The sequence below is a fragment of the Candidatus Nomurabacteria bacterium genome (assembly GCA_023898605.1).
Classification (GTDB): domain Bacteria; phylum Patescibacteriota; class Minisyncoccia; order Phycocordibacterales; family UBA9973; genus HK-STAS-PATE-34.
Genome location: CP060230.1, coordinates 292680 through 314071, shown reverse-complemented (window position 1 = coordinate 314071; position 21392 = coordinate 292680). Strand labels below are relative to the sequence as shown.

19 protein-coding genes and 1 rRNA gene are annotated in these 21392 nt (G+C 37.0%); 12 read left to right on the top strand and 8 right to left on the bottom strand.

Features of this window, described 5'->3' with window-relative positions:
* Positions 1-6: 6 nt before the first annotated feature.
* Complete coding sequence (locus tag H6791_01775) at positions 7-324, bottom strand: hypothetical protein (GenBank protein ID USN94477.1); 318 nt, start codon at positions 322-324, stop codon at positions 7-9.
* 132 nt (positions 325-456) lie between these two features.
* Between H6791_01775 and H6791_01770 the strand changes: the two genes are divergently transcribed.
* Genes H6791_01770 through H6791_01755 form a run of 4 tightly spaced genes read left to right on the top strand, consistent with a single transcriptional unit; the run spans position 457 to position 3455 of the window.
* Positions 457-957, top strand: coding sequence for a hypothetical protein (locus H6791_01770; protein USN94476.1), 501 nt, complete (start codon positions 457-459; stop codon positions 955-957).
* Between the two features lie 60 nt (positions 958-1017).
* On the top strand, positions 1018-1467 hold the full coding sequence (locus H6791_01765; protein ID USN94475.1) for a GNAT family N-acetyltransferase: 450 nt from the start codon (positions 1018-1020) through the stop codon (positions 1465-1467).
* 4 nt (positions 1468-1471) lie between these two features.
* Positions 1472-2230 (top strand): hypothetical protein, encoded by a 759-nt coding sequence (locus tag H6791_01760; protein USN94474.1) that lies wholly within the window; start codon positions 1472-1474, stop codon positions 2228-2230.
* 4 nt (positions 2231-2234) lie between these two features.
* Entirely contained in the window at positions 2235-3455 is a 1221-nt protein-coding gene (locus H6791_01755; GenBank protein USN94473.1) for a trypsin-like peptidase domain-containing protein, read from the top strand.
* 1 nt (position 3456) lies between these two features.
* Here the strand turns inward: H6791_01755 and H6791_01750 are convergent, their stop codons facing one another.
* The 5 genes from H6791_01750 to secG are packed head-to-tail and all read right to left on the bottom strand — an operon-like array spanning position 3457 to position 9323.
* Complete coding sequence (locus H6791_01750; protein USN94472.1) at positions 3457-4173, bottom strand: rRNA pseudouridine synthase; 717 nt, start codon at positions 4171-4173, stop codon at positions 3457-3459.
* Complete coding sequence (locus H6791_01745) at positions 4160-5356, bottom strand: MFS transporter (GenBank protein ID USN95129.1); 1197 nt, start codon at positions 5354-5356, stop codon at positions 4160-4162. Before H6791_01745 ends, H6791_01750 begins: the two co-directional genes overlap by 14 nt.
* Before the next feature lie 4 nt (positions 5357-5360).
* Complete coding sequence (locus H6791_01740; protein USN95128.1) at positions 5361-7334, bottom strand: ribonuclease J; 1974 nt, start codon at positions 7332-7334, stop codon at positions 5361-5363.
* 3 nt (positions 7335-7337) lie between these two features.
* Complete coding sequence (locus tag H6791_01735) at positions 7338-9047, bottom strand: hypothetical protein (GenBank protein ID USN95127.1); 1710 nt, start codon at positions 9045-9047, stop codon at positions 7338-7340.
* Positions 9048-9095: 48 nt separating this feature from the next.
* Entirely contained in the window at positions 9096-9323 is a 228-nt protein-coding gene (gene secG / locus H6791_01730) for a preprotein translocase subunit SecG (GenBank protein USN95126.1), read from the bottom strand.
* Between the two features lie 77 nt (positions 9324-9400).
* Between secG and H6791_01725 the strand changes: the two genes are divergently transcribed.
* From H6791_01725 to H6791_01700, 6 genes are all read left to right on the top strand, one after another.
* Positions 9401-9718: a hypothetical protein gene (locus tag H6791_01725; GenBank protein ID USN95125.1), complete on the top strand. Its 318-nt coding sequence runs from the start codon at positions 9401-9403 to the stop codon at positions 9716-9718.
* Between the two features lie 227 nt (positions 9719-9945).
* Positions 9946-11485: ribosomal RNA gene (locus H6791_01720) — 16S ribosomal RNA — on the top strand.
* A 201-nt stretch (positions 11486-11686) separates the two neighbouring features.
* A complete protein-coding gene (locus H6791_01715) occupies positions 11687-12121 on the top strand; it encodes a DUF192 domain-containing protein (protein USN95124.1) in 435 nt (144 codons plus the stop codon).
* A gap of 189 nt (positions 12122-12310) precedes the next feature.
* Entirely contained in the window at positions 12311-13585 is a 1275-nt protein-coding gene (locus tag H6791_01710; GenBank protein ID USN95123.1) for a ribonucleotide-diphosphate reductase subunit beta, read from the top strand.
* A 39-nt stretch (positions 13586-13624) separates the two neighbouring features.
* Positions 13625-15349, top strand: coding sequence for a ribonucleoside-diphosphate reductase subunit alpha (locus tag H6791_01705; protein ID USN95122.1), 1725 nt, complete (start codon positions 13625-13627; stop codon positions 15347-15349).
* Between the two features lie 73 nt (positions 15350-15422).
* Complete coding sequence (locus H6791_01700) at positions 15423-16040, top strand: CPBP family intramembrane metalloprotease (GenBank protein ID USN95121.1); 618 nt, start codon at positions 15423-15425, stop codon at positions 16038-16040.
* A 712-nt stretch (positions 16041-16752) separates the two neighbouring features.
* Here the strand turns inward: H6791_01700 and H6791_01695 are convergent.
* Complete coding sequence (locus H6791_01695; protein USN95120.1) at positions 16753-16893, bottom strand: hypothetical protein; 141 nt, start codon at positions 16891-16893, stop codon at positions 16753-16755.
* A gap of 564 nt (positions 16894-17457) precedes the next feature.
* Between H6791_01695 and secA the strand changes: the two genes are divergently transcribed.
* Both secA and H6791_01685 read left to right on the top strand, forming a co-directional pair.
* Entirely contained in the window at positions 17458-19929 is a 2472-nt protein-coding gene (secA, locus tag H6791_01690; protein USN95119.1) for a preprotein translocase subunit SecA, read from the top strand.
* Between the two features lie 205 nt (positions 19930-20134).
* The gene (locus H6791_01685; GenBank protein USN95118.1) at positions 20135-20749 is read left to right on the top strand and encodes a glucosaminidase domain-containing protein; all 615 of its coding nucleotides are present in this window, start codon (positions 20135-20137) and stop codon (positions 20747-20749) included.
* An 83-nt stretch (positions 20750-20832) separates the two neighbouring features.
* Here the strand turns inward: H6791_01685 and H6791_01680 are convergent, their stop codons facing one another.
* On the bottom strand, positions 20833-21285 hold the full coding sequence (locus tag H6791_01680) for a hypothetical protein (GenBank protein ID USN95117.1): 453 nt from the start codon (positions 21283-21285) through the stop codon (positions 20833-20835).
* Positions 21286-21392 lie beyond the last annotated feature (107 nt).

Here is a 21392-nt window from a genome sequence, read left to right as displayed (position 1 = left end):
TGGTTTTCAGCTGGTTTTTTTCTTCAGGTCGATACCTGAATTTTTCAACACATCCCCGATGGTTGCACGGGGAATGGGAGATCTTTTCTTGCCGAGATAGTACTGGACAATCTTTCTTATGTGTCCCAGGTTCTCTTTAGGTAGTTCGGCCTCTTTTTTACCCCATTCCTCCTTGCACCGGAAATAGAAGTCCCTGTAATGGAATTCCATTTGCTGGTCCAGAAGTTTTCCATTTTTGGGATTGATGAAGAAGAAGATTTCTTCATTTCCAGCCCTTGCTCGGACGAAGAAGTTGCCCCCATCCGTAGTGAAGTATTTTGCCATTGGTTGTACAATTTAGTTTATATTATTATATCATATCTATAATTATAAGTCAATATATAGTTTGTAGTGTTTGACAATAGGTCATAAAACGTGTTATCACATAGACAGAAAGTTCATTAAAACAACCACGATATGAGTAACATTATTGATTGGAAGGGGACTATTAAAATTCCAGGACGAGAGGATCCATTTGTTTACAAATCAAGGGATCCATTTCCAGAACTGGATCCTTTCGTTATTTTTTTTCACGGCAAGGTTGAAATGCCATACAGTGAACAGAATCTTCGTTATGGAAACTTGACTGACGTGGACTGCGGTAGTAATTGCATCATTCAGACTTTGGGTGGTGAAGATGTTGTTGAGACTAAGGTTTCTATGCTGTTTTATCTTATTAGAAAACAAAATGAAGAGAAAAAAGGTCCACTGCTCAAAAATGGATTTTATAATCTTTTTTTCATAAAGAATTCTAATGGAGATATGTGTGTTGTAAATATTCGATTTCTTGAAGTAAAAAGAACGTCTTCCATTGATTCTTTTAATCGCAGTGAAATGGACGTAGAACTAGTTCAAAAAGAAGGACAATATCTTTGGAATCCTGGCGCTAGAATTTTCATTCCTAGTCGAAAAAAGTAAACTAACCGACCCTGGTATACACCAGGGTCTTTTTTTATTAATTTGATATAATTGTTTTATATGGAAGATTTATTTTTTGTAAAAGCAGAGTCGAACGACAAAGATATAGAAAGGTTCATTTCTATAGAAAAAACAGCCGTAGAAGAATATACTTACTCAGGAATAACTGAATATAGCGAAGCAAAAGAAGAAATAGAAAAGAGTAATGTATTTTTTATCTACAGAGGGGATACTTTGGTTGGAAGTTGTGAATATATAATAAAAGACGAAAATACAGCAGTCCTCGGAGGGCTCATTGTTCTAGCAGAGTTTAGAGGATCTGGTATTGCTAGAGCGGCGGCTTTGTTTAGAATAGATAAAGTGAAAAATTATAAAAATGTTTATTTAGTAACACATCCGCATAATAGTAAAGTCATAATACTTTATCTTTCTTTGGGATTTAAAATAACAGAGTGGAAAAATAATTATTGGGGAGATGGACAACCTAGGATTTTAATATCAAGGATATAATTTTATGAAAAATATAAGTTCTGGAAAAATAATAATACTTTCTTTGAGTCTAATCTTGATTTTCACTATTTTGTTTTGGAACAAAATAAAAGATGCTGTAGATAAAAAGAACATAAAAGAAGAAATTGCTATCGAGAGCATGAATCTTACTGTTTTGGACAAAACTTTTCCTGTACAGGCGTATGTCGTTTTGTCAGGTATTACTGACAACAACTGTGACAAAGACTATATATTAGAAGATGAAAGATTGGAAAATGATATCATACTAAACCTTTATTCTGTAGACAGAGAAAGTGGACCATGTGTTAGAGGTGAAGTTCCGTTTAGAGAATTTTTCCCAGTTAACCTTATTGGCCTTACAGAAGGTGATTACACTATACGTATAGGTGAGATAGAAGAAAAAGTAACTTTAGAGCAAGATAATTTCTCTACTATTTCTGATCAAGATGTTGCCATGACACTTTATGAAGTAGATACCCAGGACATATATAAGCGCACAATAAGAAACGCTATTTCTGGCGACTCTTCTATCATAGGCAGTTCACCAAACTGTAGTGGTAGATACTTTGTGTACTCCACCACAGAAGGTGAAGCTATAAGAGTTGTCGACGTAGTCGCGGGGTCGCTGGTTTTTGAAAAGGAAGGTAACTACAACTTCTACTCCAGTATAGATAGTAGAATTTTGATTCTAGAAGATATTGAAAATGATGAAAGTAGTGTAATAATACTCGATCCAAAAGAAACTGGATTTGAAGAAATATAAAATCATGGAAAAAGAGAATAATAACAAAAAAATATTTTTTATATCGATTTTGTCTTCAATTCTCACACTAATAGCAGTATTTTTTGTGATGTTTGTTTTTCGGTATGATATATCATCTTATCTAACAAACTTGGAAAAAGAATCTATAGAAAACCAAGCTGGAGGTTTGTATGTCCCATCTGGACAAGAGGCCCTAGTTATAGATGTTGTAGATAGATCAAATCCAGCTGTTGTTTCTGTTGTTGTTACAAAAGAAGTATCAACCTCTGGGACTTATAACCTATCTCCGTTTGATTTGTTTTTTGACGATTTTTTTAACTTCTCTCTGCCAGATGATTCAAACGAAGAAAAAGAAAAGAAGGACGTAGGTGGGGGAAGCGGGTTCTTTGTTTCGTCTGATGGGCTTATCGTCACAAATAGGCACGTTGTAAGTGATGAAGATGCAGAATATTCTGTTGTCACAATAGATGGAGAAAGACATGAGGCAAGAATTGTAGATATAGATCCTGTTATAGATATTGCAATTCTAGATGTGGAAGGTAGTGGTTTCCCGACACTTTCTTTTGGAGACTCTGACACACTCAGACTTGGACAAAGTGTTATAGCTATAGGTAATGCTCTTGCAGAGTTTCAAAACTCTGTATCTACGGGTGTTGTTTCTGGACTATCTAGATCTATAGTTGCAGGAGACGGACTTGGAGCAAGCGAGGTTATAGATAGGGTTATACAGACCGATGCAGCTATAAACCCAGGAAACTCTGGTGGACCACTTCTAAACCTCTCTGGTGAGGTTATAGGAGTCAATGTGGCAGTTGCTACATCGTCCGAGAATATAGGATTTGCTATACCAAGTAGTAGTGTTTCGCAAATAGTAAAATCTGTTATAGAAAGGGGAAGAATAGTCAGGCCACAACTTGGGGTAAGATATGTTCCTATAACAAAAACTATAGCTGACAAAAACTTCTTGGATTTTGAATACGGAGTTTTGGTTACAAGCGGGGGAGACAGAGATCTTCTAGCTGTTTTGCCAGGATCTCCAGCAGACAAAGCTGGTATAGTAGAGGGCGATATAATTCTAGAGATAGATGGAGAGAAAATAACTACAGACAGAAATTTTGCTCAGATAATCCGAGAAAAAAACATAGGTGACACAATAAGACTAAAAATCCTGTCCAAAGGACAGGAGAAAACCATAAGTGTAGTTTTGGAAGAAGCGGCAGAATAGACTATAAACCGAGCTTTTTTAGAAATTCTTCTAGAACTCTTCCTTTTATCTCTCTTTTCTCTCCAGATTTTAGATTCTTGAGTTCTATATTTTCTATTCTGAATCTTTGTAGTCTTTTTACATCATAACCAAGTGCGGCACACATCTTTCTTATTTGTCTGTTTTTTCCTTCGGTTAGGACTATGTCACAAACGTTGCTTTTGACCTTGCGAACAAGTGCGGGTTTTGTGCGTTCTCGTCCTATCTTGATACCTTTCTTTATATTTACAAGAAAAGAGTTACTTATGTCTTTGTTTACTGTAACTCTATATTCTTTTTGGTGGTTTCTTTTTGGGTTGAGAAGTCTGTCTGTTATTCTTCCGTCATTTGTCATGAGTATGAGACCAGAAGAGTCTTTGTCTAGTCTACCGACTGGGAAAAAGTCATGAGGAAGTTTTGCAACATCTGTAAGATCACGCTCTTCTTTGTTTCCACCTACTGTTAGAATTCCAACTGGTTTGTTTACAGCAAAATATCGAAGTTCTTTTCTACTATCGTTTTTTACAGTTATTTTGTCAGTATCTAGTACTACATCTCCTAGCTTTGCGAGTTTACCATTGATAAAAACACCGCCTTTCTCTATCAGGGAATCAGCATCTTTTCTCGTTGAAATACCCAAGTCTTTTAGCCTTTTGTTTATACGAGTTTTATTTATTTTTTTTGGTTTATTTTGTGTCATTTATAAGTAGTGATATTACAAGTCCTGCTAGGGTAATTATTCCCAGAGATACAAATACGCTTTGGATTGAAAAGAAAGAAATAAAGAATGCTCCAAAAAGTGGCCCTATAAGATATCCTAGGGGGCTCGCTCCTCGAAATACGCTTATAAGTCCAGCTTCTCTTATATCGATTTTTTTGAAGAAGTATATTTCATTCATGGCTTCAACTATACTTGCCCCAATTCTTCCGGAGAAAAGAACGATCATCCAAGGCAAGATTTCATTTGTGTGTATTGTGCTTATAAATAATGTCGATACAGAGATAAACATAAACCCCACAAACAATAACTCCTTTTCTCCAAGTTTTGTATCAGAAAGCTTTCCAAGAGGATAATCCAAAAGTACAAAAGGCACAAGCATCACTGTTAGTATGAGTCCTATTTCTTTCCACCCCATGCCAATATGTGTGTTTAGATATATAGGTATGTATATAACTGTCACGGCATAGAATATCTGTAGTAACAGGTTTGAGAAGCTTATAAGAAGGATATCTTTTTTGCCCAAAATATTTTTTATAGTTTCTTTTATTTTGATACCTCTATAATAAGGGTCTTTGAAATCTCTAACTGTAAAAGAAAATATAGTCGCAACTATTATAAGAGATAGTGCTGTTATTTGGCTTACAGAAGAAAAACCATTTTTGGATATTATTGTTCCAGCAACAAGTGGTCCAGAAAGCCATGCAAGGTTTAGAACTGTTAGGAAGAGCCCTCTCGTTTTTCCTTCTTCTTTTTTGTTAGTAAACCTTTCTACAAATATATCTATAGAAAAGGGAATCAAAACAACAGAAACAAGATAAATAACAAACAAAGAAAGAGACAGATATTTTATTGCAGAACTACTAGAAAGAAGTATCGATATCGCTCCAAGTATCGACAAAAAAACCAATATATTTCTGTTGCCAAATCTTTTTTCAAGTCTCGGCATTATATACAAGAAAAAGATTGTTAGAAGGGAAGATAGAGAATATACGATACCAACCTTATTTTCTCCAACAATACTTGCTATATAACCAGAGTTTATATAAGCCAGAAGAGATACTCCTATCGAGAAGATAAATGAACCAAAGTAAACAGGCCTAAGAGGGTGATCTTTTTTGTAAGTCCCGATAAAGTCTTTGTAATGTCTTTTTGGCTCTAACACAATGTTATATTGATAGTATAACAGGAATTACGAGAGGTCTCTTGGCTGTTTTTTGGAACAAGAATTTTGAGAGGTTGTCAGAAAGGTCACCCTTGATAAGATCGAAGTTTATAGGGTTCATGCCACGAGAATCTTCTTCTATTGTCTTTTTGATTATTGTTCTTGCGTGTTGCAGTAGTTCTTGTGACTCTTTTAGATACACGAAACCTCTAGATATGATGTCTGGAGATTTTTTTAGTTTACCTGTTCTTGTATCTACGATAGCAAACACTACAAACATACCGTCTTGTGCAAGCATTTGTCTGTCTCTTATAACCACATCCTGAACGTTTCCTATAGAGAAACCGTCAACCATTCTTATGTTTGATGGAGCTTTTTCTTTTCTAACTCTTATTTTCTTTCCGCCATCATATATTTCTATGATTGATCCGTTGTCTGGTATTACGATATTGTCTTTTGATGTTCCTAGAACTCTAGAAAGTTCAGCATGTTGTTTTAGCATCCAGTGTCTTCCGTGTACTGGCATGAAGAATTTGTAGTTGAACTGTCTGTGTATCCACTCAAGTTCGGCCCTGTTTCCGTGTCCTGATGCGTGAACATCAGAATCTATATAAGTTATTATTTTTGCGTCACTCCTATATAGGTTGTCTTTCAGTTTATCTATATCTGATTCGTTTCCTGGTATAACTGAAGATGATAAGAGAATAGTGTCTGTCGGTTCTAGCCTTACATATTTGTGGCTTTTGTTTGCCATACGTGCAAGTGCTGCAAACTCTTCTCCTTGCGCACCTGTTACAAGCATTAGTATTTTGTGTGGAGGGTAGTCTTTTATATCGTCTAGAGAAATTATGCTATCAGTTTTTATTATCCCTAGGTGTTTTGAAATCTCTACATTTGATTTCATGCTTCTACCCTCGATAACTATTTTTCTTCCATATAATTCAGCGCTTTTTATTATCGCCACAATTCTTTCAACCTGAGAAGCAAAAGTAGCGATAATAAGTCTGCCTTTTGTATCTCGTATTATTTTATCTATGCTTTCTGACACAACGTTTTCTGACAGAGAAAATCCTGGTTTCCAAACAGACGTTGAGTCCATAGTAAGCATCAAGATGTCTCTATCTTTGAATCTACTGTACTGTTTTATTTCTTCTTCTGTAGGAACACCTTTTACATTATCTACTCTAACGTCTTCGATAAATGCGATTTCTCCAAGTGGAGTTTCTATAAGTAGACCCATAGAGTCTGGGATAGTGTGAGATATAGCGAAACTTCTAACAGTAAAATTATCACCTTGTTTTATAGCTGTATCTTCGTCCACTATATTCATGTTTAGTTTTGGTAGGTGAGGGAACTCCTCGTGCTTTTTCTTGATCATTGCTGCACCGAATTCTCTAGAATATATAGGAGGGTTTCCTATACCTTCTATAACAAATGGTATTGCACCTATGTGGTCTAGGTGTCCGTGTGTTATCCATAAACCTTTTATTTTGTGCTTGTTTTTTTCAAGATATGCAGTGTTCGGGATTATGTAATCTATTCCAGGAGTATCGTCTGTAGAGAACTGCACTCCAGCGTCGACAACTATTATGTCGTCTCCGTATTCTAGTGCTGTCATGTTTTGTCCGATTTGCTCTACTCCTCCAAGCGGTATAACTCTCAAAACACCTTCTTCTATAGGAGGTACGTTTACTTCGTTTCTAGAAGCAAAAGAGTTTGTATTTGCTGGTCTAGGTGGCCTAGACATTCCAGCTCGTTTCCTCATCGCACCAGAAGAACCAAAAGAACTTCTTTTGCCAGAAGGTTTTGATATTGGTTTTCTTGGAGCTGGCTTACTTGATGAGCTATTTCTTATAACCCTTGTACTACTATTGCCGCCAGTTGCTTTCTTGGGTGAATAATTTTTTCTTGCGCCAGTTGCGCCAGAACTTCTTTTTATAGGAGTTCTTGTTGTTTTGTTTTTATTTTTTTCTTCCATATTTTATTTTACGAATATATTCCAGACTTTTTCTTGTTCTATATACCACTTGCTTACAGAAGAGAATCTAGATGATGCGTCTCTAACTCTGTTGATTTGTGATTTTACTTCACCACCTCTACTTCTTACATATATAAGATTAGGTGAGTATAGAAAGATTGCTGGTCTTTCTGAAACGATTGTTTCTTTTATACTATCTGATAATTCTTTTACTTTTTCAGTATCTACTGTTTTTATAATTTCTTCGAGACTTTTGTCGACTTTTGAGTTTGTATAAAGTGATACATTTAGACCTGGATCGTTTCTTTCTGATGAGTGCCAGAATGAATAAAGGTCATAGTCACTTTGTATAACTTCTCCGAAAAGTAGTGCCTCGTAGTCTCTTGGTTTGATAACATTTTGATTCAAATCTCCGATATCAAAGACTCTGATCTCAACTGATATTCCTAGAAGAGAAAGTCTATCTCTTATGTATTCTGCTGACTTTTTAAGCTCGTCTATATCTCCAGTTGATATCGCAAAAGAAAGTTTTATTTCTTTTTCTTTTGTTTTCTTTGTTCTAGTTCCATCATCTCCTGCGACATAACCTGCCTTTTCCAATATTTCGTTTGCTTCTTCTATTGTTCCAGCTTCTCCTTCTGTGTCTATTGGTCTTGGTCCGTATACAGGAACTCCATATCCAGATAGGGCGATATTTACTAGCTCGTTTTTGTCGATAGCTTTTTCTATCGCTTCTGTTACGGCTTTGTCTCCAAACATAGAATTTTTGTTTTGATTAAAAAACATTCCAAACACTCTAGGTAGTCTTATAGAAGTAACTTCATAATTTCCTTCTAGTGACAGAGCTTCTTCTCCGGAGACAGAGTGTATTGCATCTACAGAACCTTGTCTCAGAGCTTTTATTAGATCTTGCTCATTGTCGTAGAACTTCATAGTGAAGCTATTTATATATGGCTCTCCTTGAGAGTATCTATCGAAAGAAGAAAGATTTATTTCTCTTGGTATATCGTTAGAATCTCGTTTTATTTTCTCGAACTTGTACGGTCCAGAACCGATTGGCTCTAGATTTGTTTTGTACAAAGACATATCTTCTACAGCGATATCTTCCCAGATGTGTTTCGGTATTATTCCTATAGTAGTGTTTTCTATAAATGCACCATATGGTTTTTCTAGAACGAAAGAAATAGTTCTTTCATCTATTACTTCTATACTTACACCTTCCCAGTTTATTCTCTTTGGACTTTTTGCCAGAGGGTTTTGAACTGTTTTTATTGTGAACAGAACATCTTCAGTTGTTAAGTCTTTTCCATCGTGGAATTTTAGACCTTTTTTGAGTGTAAAAGTGTACACAAGACCGTCTTCGCTTATGCTGTAATCTTCAGCAAGGTCTTTTTGTACATTACCCTCGTCGTCAAATCTCATTAGTCCGGTATATATAAGTTGTGTCATATCTCTATCTGCATCAGAAGAGGCGAACACGGGGTTTATTGTTCTAGGGCTTCCCAAAACTCCTTCGCTATGTGATCCACCGTGAAGTGGTATAGAAACCAAGAAGTTATTGTTTACTCTAGAAGCTATTCCTCCAAAACCGATTATGAAAAGCACAGAGAAAAAAACAAGGAACAAATTGTCCTTTACGCTCAAGTTTTTTTCCAAGAGTCTTATTTCATCTCTAGTCGGCCAATTTACACCGAATAATTTTTTTATTTGCATAAATAAAAATATTAAGAAGACAATTACGAGAAAGTCAGAATGTTTCGTCTAATATAGTATAGACAATAGAGCAGACAATGCAAAGAGGATTGCTAACACTATTGTGAAGTTAAAAAGGAATTTTTCAAAACCCCTCTTCTTCCTGAAGAAGACTCCATCGTCTCCACCACCCAAAGCACCAAGACCAGATGCTGATCTTTGCATGAGTATGGAAATCACCATAAGAGTGGCGATAATTATCTGTATGTACGGCAGTACTGCCGCGAGATTTGTCATACGGCTACGATAATAGCATACAAGTATTTTTTCGGCAATGGGTCTTTATTTTATTTTTATTTCATATAGTATTTACTTTGAACAAAAGATACTTGAATGATATGTCTACAAGTACGGTAGAAATAAAAAAAGAAGACATAATAGAAGTTTTGAAGCCAGGTCTCGTTTTTGCTTGTCGCGCAAATGGCAAATATAGCCTAGAACGACAAAACAGAATAATAGATCTTTTTAGAAACTGGTACGGTGTAGATCACCCCTTAATTGTTGAGGTGATCGAAGACAAAAATCTTGAGTTTTTCGTTTTATTTTTTGGCACCGGAAACCTACCAAAAACATATATGAGATACTTCAGAAAAAAGCTTCGTAAAGATCTTCAGAAAAGCCTTACACCATAAGGCTTTTTTTTATTTTCTATATCGCTTGACATATAAGCCCCGAGAGACTATAATCGTTCCTGCACCTTTGTTTTAGGAGAGGTGTTTTGTTTTAAGGAGCTTATCGGCCTTAATGACAAATAATTCTAAAAACTAGTTCAGTAAAAACAGAAAATCGTACAGAATTTATTTGTGCAAGATCAATATATAACACAGGACATAAGATATTTTTTCTTTTGTTCCACTCTTTTTTTGTAGAGTTTGATCCTAGCTCAGGATGAACGCTGGCGGCGTGGATAAGGCATGCAAGTCGAACGAACCAAACCTTTGAAATATTTGAGAGCGTAGCAATACAATCGATAGTATGGACGAGATTCATTGGTTAGTGGCGAACGAGGTAGTAACACGTGGGTACGAACCTAAAAGTCAGGAATAGCCCAGAGAAATCTGGAGTAATACTTGATACACCCTCCGGGGTAAAGATTTTATCGCTTTTAGATCGGCCTGCGGGATATCAGCTTGTTGGTAAGGTAATGGCTTACCAAGGCTATGACGTCTAGGGGAGGTGAGAGCCTGGCCCCCACCGATGGGACTGAGACACGGCCCATACACCTACGGGTGGCTGCAGCCGAGAATATTCCGCAATGGACGAAAGTCTGACGGAGCGACGCCGCGTGATGGATGAAGTTCTTTGGAGTGTAAACATCTTTTATGAGGGAGGAAATTTTTGACGTTACCTCATGAATAAGGGCCTCCTAATCTCGTGCCAGCAGGAGCGGTAATACGAGAGGCCCGAGCGTTATCCGGAATTATTGGGCGTAAAGGGTGTGTAGGTGGTTTTGTTAGTCTTCTGTGAAAGATCCGGGCTCAACCTGGAAAACATAGGAGAAACGGCAAAGCTAGAGTGTGTGAGAGGTGTACGGAACTCATGGTGTAGGGGTGAAATCCGTTGATATCATGGGGAACACCAAAGGCGAAGGCAGTACACTAGCGCATAACTGACACTAAAACACGAAAGCGTGGGTAGCGAATGGGATTAGATACCCCAGTAGTCCACGCCCTAAACGATCTTCTCTGGTCTTTCGGAGTATCGACCCTCTGAGAGGCGAAGCTAACGCGTTAAGAGAAGCGCCTGGGAACTACGGCCGCAAGGCTAAAACTCAAAGGAATAGACGGGGACTTGCACAAGCGGTGGATTGTGTGGTTTAATTCGATGATAAACGAAGAACCTCACCAGGGTTTGAAACCTATACGAAACTTTCCAGAAACGGAAAGCCTCTTCGGACGGATAGGCAGGTGCTGCATGGCCGTCGTCAGTTCGTGGCTTGAGCTGTTCCCTTAAGTGGGGAAACGAACGCAACCCTCGTTGCCTGTTACAAGTGTCAGGCAAGACCGCCCAGCCCTAATTTTTTGAGAAAACTTTTTTGAAAAATTAGGGCTGGGAGGAAGGAGAGGATGACGCCAGGTCCGCATGGCCCTTTGATACCCTGGGCTACACACGCAATACAATGGCTACTACAACGGGACGCGACGGAGTGATCCTAAGCAAATCCTAATAAAGGTAGCCCCAGTTCGGATTGTAGTCTGCAACTCGACTACATGAAGCCGGAATCGCTAGTAATCGCGGGTCAGCAAACCGCGGTGAATACGTTCTCAAGTCTTGTACTCACCGCCCGTCAATTCAAGGGAGCCGGGAATACCCGACGTCTCACATTAGTGGGCCTACGGTAAGCTCGGTGACAGGGAATAAGTCGTAACAAGGCACGGGTAGCGGAAGCTGTTCGTGGAATCATTCAAGTGAAAAACGGTAAAGTAAAATTTACCAGTTGTCGATACTTTATTTTATAAAGTGGTCTATAAATGAGAGTGACCTAAAAACATTTTGGCAAGATAGGGAAAGACCTTCAGAGTGGAACAAAAGAAAGAATATCTGTACTACGAAAAAACTCTTCTATTTTTGGAAGAGTTTTTTCGTTATAATAGACACACATGAAATACAAAAATATATTTATTTCTTTCGCTCTTCTTTTTTGTTTAGGTTTTTTGATTTACAAAGTTGATTCTAGGAGCGATACGAAGATAAATATTTGTGGTAGAAACCTTTATGTCGATATTTCTGACAGTACTCTTGAAAGAAAACAAGGTTTGTCAGGCAGAGAATACATGGGAGAGTCCGAAGGTATGCTTTTTATGTTTGAGAGACCACAGATTGCAGGGTTTTGGATGAAAGACATGCTATTTCCGATAGACATAATTTGGATAAATGAAGACATGGAAATCGTCGGAGTAGAAAGAGAGGTTTCTCCAGAAACTTTTCCAAAAGTTTTCTATTCTGGGGTTCCGATAAAGTATGTTTTGGAGGCAAATTCGGGCTTCTTTGAGCTGAACAAATGCTCTATTTCTGATAAGCTAGAGGTTTTTTAGAAATACTTTTTTGTGGAATCTGAAATAAGGTATATTTTTTAGGACTAAATTTTTTATTGACAAAAAATATTCTTTACATACTAGAAAAAATATTTTTTTAGAGGTTTTCAACAGTAGCGAGCACTTCGCCAAGTGGGGTACAATGTATTTACACACTCATTAATAGTTTAAGCATCAATATATACCCCTATGACAATACAGCTTGTCCAAAAAAGAAATGGATCTATAGTTGATTTTGATAGAAAGAGAATAGAAGCAGCTATATCGAAGGCTTACCAAGCTACTGATACTCCTATTGAAGATATCAATCTTACTTATTTGGTTGATCATGTCCTTTTGCGTGTAGAAGATCAGTTTTCTGACAAAGATCATGTTCCAGATGTTGAATCTATACAAAATATTGTAGAGCAAGAGATTGCAAAGAAGGGTGATTTTGAAGTTGCTAAAGCATACATACTATATAGAGAACAAAGAAATAAAGAAAGAAAGAGAGATTTGTTCAAAAAAAGACTTTCACTCAAACCTTACGAGTATCCAGAACTTTATGAATACGTTAGTGCAATAAGACACTCATATTGGATACACACAGAATTCAATTTTGTTGGTGACGTTCAAGATTTCAAAGTCAATGTCAACGAACAAGAAAGAAATGTTATAAGAAACGCAATGATTGCGATTGCACAAATCGAAGTTGCAGTAAAAACTTTTTGGGGTGACATATACAAAAAGATACCAAAGCCAGAAGTTGGTGCTGTTGGCTCTACTTTTGCAGAAAGTGAAGTTAGACATACAGACGCTTATGCACACCTTCTAGAAATTCTCGGACTAAACGAAGTTTTCAAAAAAATAAATGATATACCAGCTCTTACAAAAAGAGTTCAATATCTAGAAAGATCACTTGCAAATTCTAGAAGTGAAGATAATCAAGAATACAGCCAGTCTATACTTTTGTTCTCTCTATTTATAGAACACGTATCACTTTTCTCACAGTTCTTGGTGATAATGTCGTTTAACAAATATAGAAATCTTTTCAAGGGAATCTCCAACGCTGTTGAGGCAACTTCAAAAGAAGAGCAGATCCACGGACTTTTTGGAATCGATCTTATAAACATAATCAAGAAAGAACATCCAGAATGGTTCGACAAAGAATTTGAAGACGCAGTTATCGATATGTGTAATGACGCCTTTGAGTCAGAGAAGCAGGTAGTCGAGTGGATATTTGAAAAAGGAGAACTAGATTTTCTGCCAAAAGCAGTTGTTATAGAGTTCATAAAAGATAGATTCAACAAGTCTCTAGATAGTATAGGAATAAAGAAAATCTTTGAAACAGACGAAAATCTCCTAAAGGATTCTGACTGGTTCTACGATGAGGTTATAGCGACAAAACACGGGGACTTTTTCAATAAGAAATCAATCAATTATAATAAAAAGAGTAAAAGTATTACCAGTGATGATTTATTTTAAATCATCAATTATTAGAACTAATTTAACCACCAAAATAATATGTATTGGCTAAACGAAAACAGTAGAAAATTTTTATCAAAAGGATACGTCTCAAAAGGCATGGAAGCCGAAGACCGTATTCGTGCTATAGCAGAGACTGCAGAAAAGTATCTCGGCAAACCAGGGTTTGCAGATAAGTTTTATGATTATATGTCTCGAGGTTTCTACTCTTTGGCCACACCGATATGGGCAAACTACGGACTTTCTAGAGGATTGCCGATAAGTTGCTTCGGAAGTTATACAGAAGATGACATGTCTAGGATTCTATATACACATGCCGAGGTGGGAATGATGACAAAATATGGTGGTGGTACATCTGTATTCTTTGGTGGTCTTCGTCCTCGTGGTACAGAAATATCAGGCAATGGTCATTCTTCCGGTTCTGTTCATTTTATGGAGCTTTTCGATAACCTTATCAATATAGTTAGTCAAGGTTCTGTTAGACGTGGACACGTTGCGCCATACCTACCAGTAGAACACCCCGATATTGAAGAGTATCTAAATATAGGAAAGGAAGGTCACCCTATACAAGAATCTACATACGCTGTTACTGTAGGCGACAAGTGGCTAAAAGAAATGGTAGATGGAGACGAAGATAAGAGAAAAGTTTGGGCAAAAATAATACAAAGAAGAACAGAAATAGGTTACCCATACATACTATTTAGTGACAATGTAAACAACAACACTGTAGATGTATACAAAGACAAAAAAATGACAATACATGGAAGCAATCTTTGTTCTGAAATATGTCTTCCTTCTAACGACGAAGTTTCTTTCGTTTGTTGCCTTTCTTCTATGAACCTCAGACATTACAACGAATGGAAAGATACAGATGCAGTAGAGACTCTAGTTACTTTTCTTGATTCTGTTCTTACTGATTTTATAAACAGACTAGAAGATTATAGAGATAGCGGAGACTCACACAAAGAATCTGCATTTTATTTCATGAAGCGTGCTCACAAGTTTGCAAAAGAACACAGAGCACTAGGACTAGGAGTTCTTGGATGGCACACATTTTTACAAGAGAACAATATTCCTTTTGAAAGTGAAGAAGCAGCTAAGTTAAACGAAGAAATATTCAAGTTTATAAAAGAAAGATCTTACAAAGCTTCAGAAGACCTTGCAAAAGAATATGGAGAACCAGAAGTTTTGAAAGGATACGGTAGAAGAAACACAACACTTATGGCTATTGCACCTACTACTTCTTCTGCGTTTATATTGGGACAAGTTTCTCAAAGTATAGAGCCACTTATGTCCAATACTTTTGTAAAAGACGTAGACAAGATGAAGGTAACTATAAGAAATCCTATTCTAGAAAAACTTCTAGAAAAGAAAGGAAAGAATACAAAAGAAATCTGGGATAGCATAAGAGATAACGATGGTTCAGTTCAACACCTAGATTTTCTTTCAGATCACGAGAAAACAGTATTTAGAACATTTAGTGAAATAGACCAAAAAGTTATCGTAGATCAGGCAGCTACAAGACAAAAATACATAGACCAAGCTCAATCACTAAATATAATGATAGATCCAAACATGCCAGTAAAAGAACTAAACTCACTATATCTATATGCATGGGAGAAGGGAGTAAAGACTCTTTATTACCAACACAGTATGAATGCTGCACAACAGTTCGGAAGAAAGAAACTCCAAGAAATGGATTCAAAGAAACCAAAAGTAATGTACGTAGCAGGGGATAGTGTTTGTGTAAGTTGCGAAGGATAAAAATAAAAACCGGCCAATCGGCCGGTTTTTTGTTTGGGTCTTTAGATATTTTTATCATGCTATAATTTAACTTATGAAACTCTATATAGACAACGATCAAAAGTTTGCGACCGAAACATTGCTTATTTTTCTACTCCCTGTTCTTTTGATTTATTATGGAGTCATAAGTCATACTCAACGTTTACCACTACTTGTTTTAGTTGTCCTTTCCGTGTTTCTTATAATCAAAAGAGAGAAGTGGAAACTAGAAGATATGGGAATCCACTTAAACAAGTTCGGTAGCGGACTTTTTTATTATGCATCTTTTACGGCAATTGGTTTTCTGGGATTGGTTTACTATAGTTTTTTAGTTAACAAGGGAAGTGTGCCTTCTTTTTCTATCAATCCGTATTTACTTTTGTCATTTATACCGATTTCTTTTTTCCAAGAGTTTTTGTACAGAGGATTTATGATGAAGATGCTATCGTCTGTATTTCATGAGAGGATGACCATAGTACTTATAAACTCTGCTCTTTTTACCGTGCTTCATATTATCTACCCACTGCCACTATTTATGCTTCCACTGGCTTTTATTTCCGGACTTTATTTTTCAGTTATATACACATATATACCCAATCTTTTTTTGGTTAGCGTGTCTCATGCCATTTTGAACCTTGTGGCTGTAGGACTTGGTTTTTTTGTAATTTCCTAAAAGTCTTTGTTTATAAGACATATTTTCTATTTGTCAAATAGTCTATTTTGTGATAATATCTTCTTGCCTGTATCGGGCAGCTGCGTCCACCTTTGTGTGGATGAGGAAAGTCCGAACACAGCCTTTGGGTTGGGAAAGGTGCATGCCTCTTTCTTCTTTGCTGCTATAAAGAAGGGGTATATATAAGGTGTGCACCTTTCCCGATTCCAAAGGAAGATGGTAGCGTTCTATTTATATAAATAGAATTCACATGAAAGTGTGAAGGTAACCCCCGTCATCAGTGCCTTGGCTCTTTTAGAGAAAGGTATTGGTAGAGGTGCGAGCAGTGACGTCTATTTGTTGAAAAACAAAAGACAGCCTGAGAAGAGTAATCTTCTTGGGGTGAATACCATGGTAACATGGGTGCTAAGCCATTTTTATGGCCGCACGGCTGATCTACTTTTTGTAAATCAGTTTAGTGAAACGGCAAAATCCTTACCACTGTGCAAGACCGTATTGTGTACACATGTGTACACTCTGAGTCGCTTGACCCTGATAGCAATTGAAGGGCTAGATAAATAGTTGCCGTCCTAAACCGTTTTGGTTTGGATACAGAATTCGGCTTATAGATATGGGCAATCAATATGAAAAACCTCTGCTTATGGCAGAGGTTTTTCTTTTGCCAAAACAAAAACCCTCTTGATAGGAGAAGGCTTTCGTTTTTTTGTGGTCTTTACTTTCTTCTTTTAGAAGTTTTTTTAGCTGCTCTCTTCTTTGGAGCTGCTCTCTTCTTAGAAGCTTTTTTTGCAGTTCTCTTCTTTGGAGCTGCTCTCTTCTTAGAAGCTTTTCTTGCCACTTTCTTCTTTGCTGCCATGTTAATGTAACTAGTTACTAATAATGTGTGATGCACGACCTCATGTAATGAAACATAAAATATTACATCACCTCTGTATTAATTATCTTACGAAAGAAAAGTATAAACAATATTTTTTTTATTTTTTATGTGGAAAACTTTTTATTTTTTATTTTTATTTTTTTCAAAAAACTTTTTTTATTATAAAAAAATAATTTTTATTAAAAATAAAAACAGCTAGAAAAAAATCTAACTGTTTTTATTTTGTGTTTTTTGCGTGCCTGCTGTAGGCCAGCGGGGCAGAACTCCAACACAATACCCTATGTGAGTGCGCCGCCGGCCTACAAAAGGCAAGCATTATCGCACAAACCAATTATAGCAATTTCTGTAGTTTTTTTCTATACAAAGACAAAACCCCTCTTTCGAGGGGTTTTGCCAGGGTATTGTTTTTAATAACTATTAGAGTTTGTCACTCACGGCCCTATTTTAGCAGATTAGACTCCATATGTCAACCCCTAAAAGTCCTTATTTTTCAATATATTTTTGGGTATCAAAAAAGCCCTTTTTGTGCTAAAATGCTTACTTATGAAGATGGGGAAGATTTTCAAAGAAAGTGAAGATTCTAAAATCAAGAAATACGGAAAGATTGTTTCAGAAATAAATAGTCTGGAAAGTAAGTACGAAAAGTTTAGTGATGAAGATCTAAAAAAAGAGACTAATAATCTAAAGCAAAGAATTTCTGATGGAGAAAAAACGGACGATATACTAGCTCCAGCTTTTGCACTTGTTAGAGAAGCTTCAAAACGTACTTTGAACATGAGACACTACGACGTTCAATTAATTGGAGGAATAGTTCTTCACAAAAGTGGTATTGCAGAAATGAGAACAGGAGAAGGAAAAACTCTCGTTGCGACATTGCCAGTTTTTCTCAACGCACTAACGGGAAAAGGTGTACACGTAGTAACCGTCAACGATTATCTTTCTAGTCGTGATGCAAGTTGGATGGGACAAGTATATAACTTCCTCGGACTTTCTGTCGGTGTTTTGAATTCACAAAACACATCATATATATATGACCCAAACCACTTTTCTTCAAAAGAAGAAGAGGAAGTAAAAGATGAAGAAAGAGACGAAACAGGTTCTTTCAAGGTCTCTTATGATTTCCTAAGACCAGCTACAAAAAAAGAAGCTTACAACTGTGATATAACATACGGAACAAACAGCGAGTTCGGCTTCGATTACCTGAGAGACAACGTAGCTCAGGATAAAGAAATACTTGTACAGAGAGGGCACAACTTTGCTCTTATAGACGAAGTGGACTCTATACTTATAGACGAATCCAGAACTCCACTTATTATGTCTATGCCAAGCCTTGATTCTGAAAATCTATATGAGATTTTTGCAAGAATTTCTTCTTCTATGATAGAGGGAGAAGACTATACTGTAGACGAAAAACAAAGAGCCATACATATGACAGACGCTGGTATCGAAAAAGCAGAGAAGGCTCTCAATATAAAAGACATATATTCAGAAAAAGGTATCAAGTATGTTCATCATCTTGAAATTGCGGTTAGAGCAAAATCTTTGTTCCACAAAGACAAAGAATATGTAGTTAGAAACGGAGAAGTTGTAATAGTTGATCAGTTTACAGGAAGACTTCAGCCAGGTAGAAGATACTCAGAGGGTATCCACCAAGCCATAGAGGCCAAAGAAGGTGTTTCTATAAAGAAAGAGTCCAAGACTGCTGCTTCTATTACTTACCAAAACTACTTCAGGATGTACGACAAGCTTTCTGGTATGACGGGTACCGCCAAGACTTCAAAAGAAGAGTTTTTCGAAGTATATGGAATGGATGTTATTTCTATCCCTACAAACAAACCCATCCAGAGAAAAGACAACAATGATCTTATATTCCAAAACGAGATAGGTAAATGGAAAGCAATCGCAAGAAGAGTCAAGGAAGTAAACAAGGCTGGCCAACCAGTTTTGATCGGTACGATATCTATCGAGAGAAGCGAACTTCTTTCTGACTTCTTGAAAGGTGAAGGAGTAAGGCATACAATCCTAAACGCAAAAAATCACGAAAAAGAAGGTGAAATAATTGCCGACGCTGGTAAAAAAGGCGCGGTTACTATAGCTACAAACATGGCGGGTCGTGGTATCGACATCAGACTTGGTGGTGCGCTTTCTAGCCACGAAGAATATGAAGAAATAAAATCTTTAGGAGGATTATATGTTCTAGGTACAGAAAGACACGAAGCTAGGCGTATCGACGATCAGCTTCGAGGTAGATCTGGTAGACAGGGTGATCCGGGAGAAACACAGTTTTTTGTATCACTAGACGATGACCTTATGAGGATATTTGGTTCGGATAGAGTCAAAAGCATGATGGGAAGATTTGGGGTTCCGGAAGATGAGCCTATACAGAACAGCTTTATTACACGAGCTTTAAAAACTGCCCAAACAAAAATAGAGGGTCTAAACTATGATGCAAGAAAGCACGTTCTAGAGTATGACAACGTTCTTAATCACCAAAGAACATCTGTATACAAAAGAAGAAGAGAAATGCTTCTTTCTGACGAAAATGGCGTAGAAGAGTTCTTGAAAAACCTAACTTCGGAGCTTGGAAACGATGCTGAAAAGGTTATAACTGAAAAAAGGCAAGAAATAGGTGAAGAAAAATTCCTAGATTTGGCTAGAAGGATTATTTTGTATGCGACAGATGTTTTGTGGACTGAACACCTAGAAACCATGGATTACCTTCGATCTTCTGTGAATCTAAGAGCTTATGGGCAAAGAGAGCCTATTGTTGAGTACAAAAGGGAAGGTTTGAGATTATACAATCAGATGGAAGCATCGCTCAAAGAGTATGTTCTGGACCTTATTTCCAAGATAGATACTAGAAATATAGTAAATCAGGGTCAAAATACGCAAAAAGAACCAGAAAATATACCTCAGCCTACTGACCCAAACATCGATTTTAGTAAAGTCGGTAGAAATGACCCATGTCCGTGTGGAAGTGGCAAAAAGTACAAGAAATGCCACGGGGCAAATTAAGTGTTAATTTCGTAAAAAAGCCTTATTTTGTAAGGCTTTTTACTATTGACACAGAATAGTATTTATTGTCTAGTTATTGACTTTTTTGACTGAATATGCTACTATTAGGGAAGTATCCTTCCCGTAACAACGGGTTTTTTTATTGGATACGTGGGTCCTTGGACCCTTACTACCATGGAGTTTTGCAGAGCAAACACTGCTAGTTATGCAAATTACAAAACATATATACCTTAGATCACTCATTATGCTTCCGTTTCTATCAGTAGTTTCTACAGGTGGAGGTCTCGGGACAATAATGACTGACTATACCCCCGTTTCTTCTATCATAGAAGAAGCAACAATTAACACTAATTCCGACTTTGAAAAGAGTGATACAGAAACTCTGATCAAGGCTGCGAAGATCGACGCATACTTTAGTGAGCGTTCGATGCCCCTAGCTGGATACGGACTTGTCTTTGTGACAGAAGCAGAAAAGAACGGTCTCGATTGGCGACTACTTGCTGCCATATCAGTTCGTGAATCTACTGGAGGAAAACATGCATGTAAGAAAGCGACACACAGCTTCATGGGTTGGGGATCATGTAAGATAAACTTTTCTTCTCCGGAAGAAGCTATCGCCATCGTGGCTAAAAACCTAGGTGGAAACAATCCTAACACTGCTTACCACTATAGTGGTAAAGACACAGAAGGAATTCTGAAAGCTTACAACCCGCCAACTATCGTACCGAAATACGCGTACCAAGTTATGGCAATCATGGATGTTATCGAAAATACACAAGTCGAAACTGCTGAGAAGGGAATAATTTCTTTCGAAGCTTAAAAAGAAAAACCACGCTTATAAGCGTGTTTTTTCTTTTGTATATAGAGGTAAAAAAATCGGACCCATTATAGGTCCGATTTGTTTCAGTGATAAAATCCGTAGCATCCTCCGATTTCTCCGTTTAACCATTCTTGTCTCCAGGGAGCAGATTTTTGCCAATTTTTAAATTCTTTATCTTCATTGAAAGATATTTGTGAAAATGGCATTTCTATTTCTCCTTGTAGATTGAGCTGTACACCATCCGGATGATCTCCTGGAAGAAGTTCTACGTGCAAAGTTTCTTCAACTGCTTTTTTAACAACATCTTCTTCGTATTTCCTGAGTTTTTCGAGGAATTCATATTTTTCGATATGAAAAATTTTTTTGATTTTGAACTCCTTGTAAATCTTTTCGAAGGCAGATTTGTAATATTTCTCCAATTGTCTCTCTTTCTTACTTTGCTTCGATAAGGCCTTGGCGAGGGCCTCTATTTTTTCGTAGTACCTCTTCAGGAAAGATTGGCTCATTTCTTGCCAATAAGGTCTCTGTTTGGTCATCTTTATCAATTTTTTTGCATTATATTACTTATAAAACAATCTGTCAAACACTACTTGACATATCTCTCAAATAGTATATAATCAAGCCAAATCAAAGAAGCAGCACG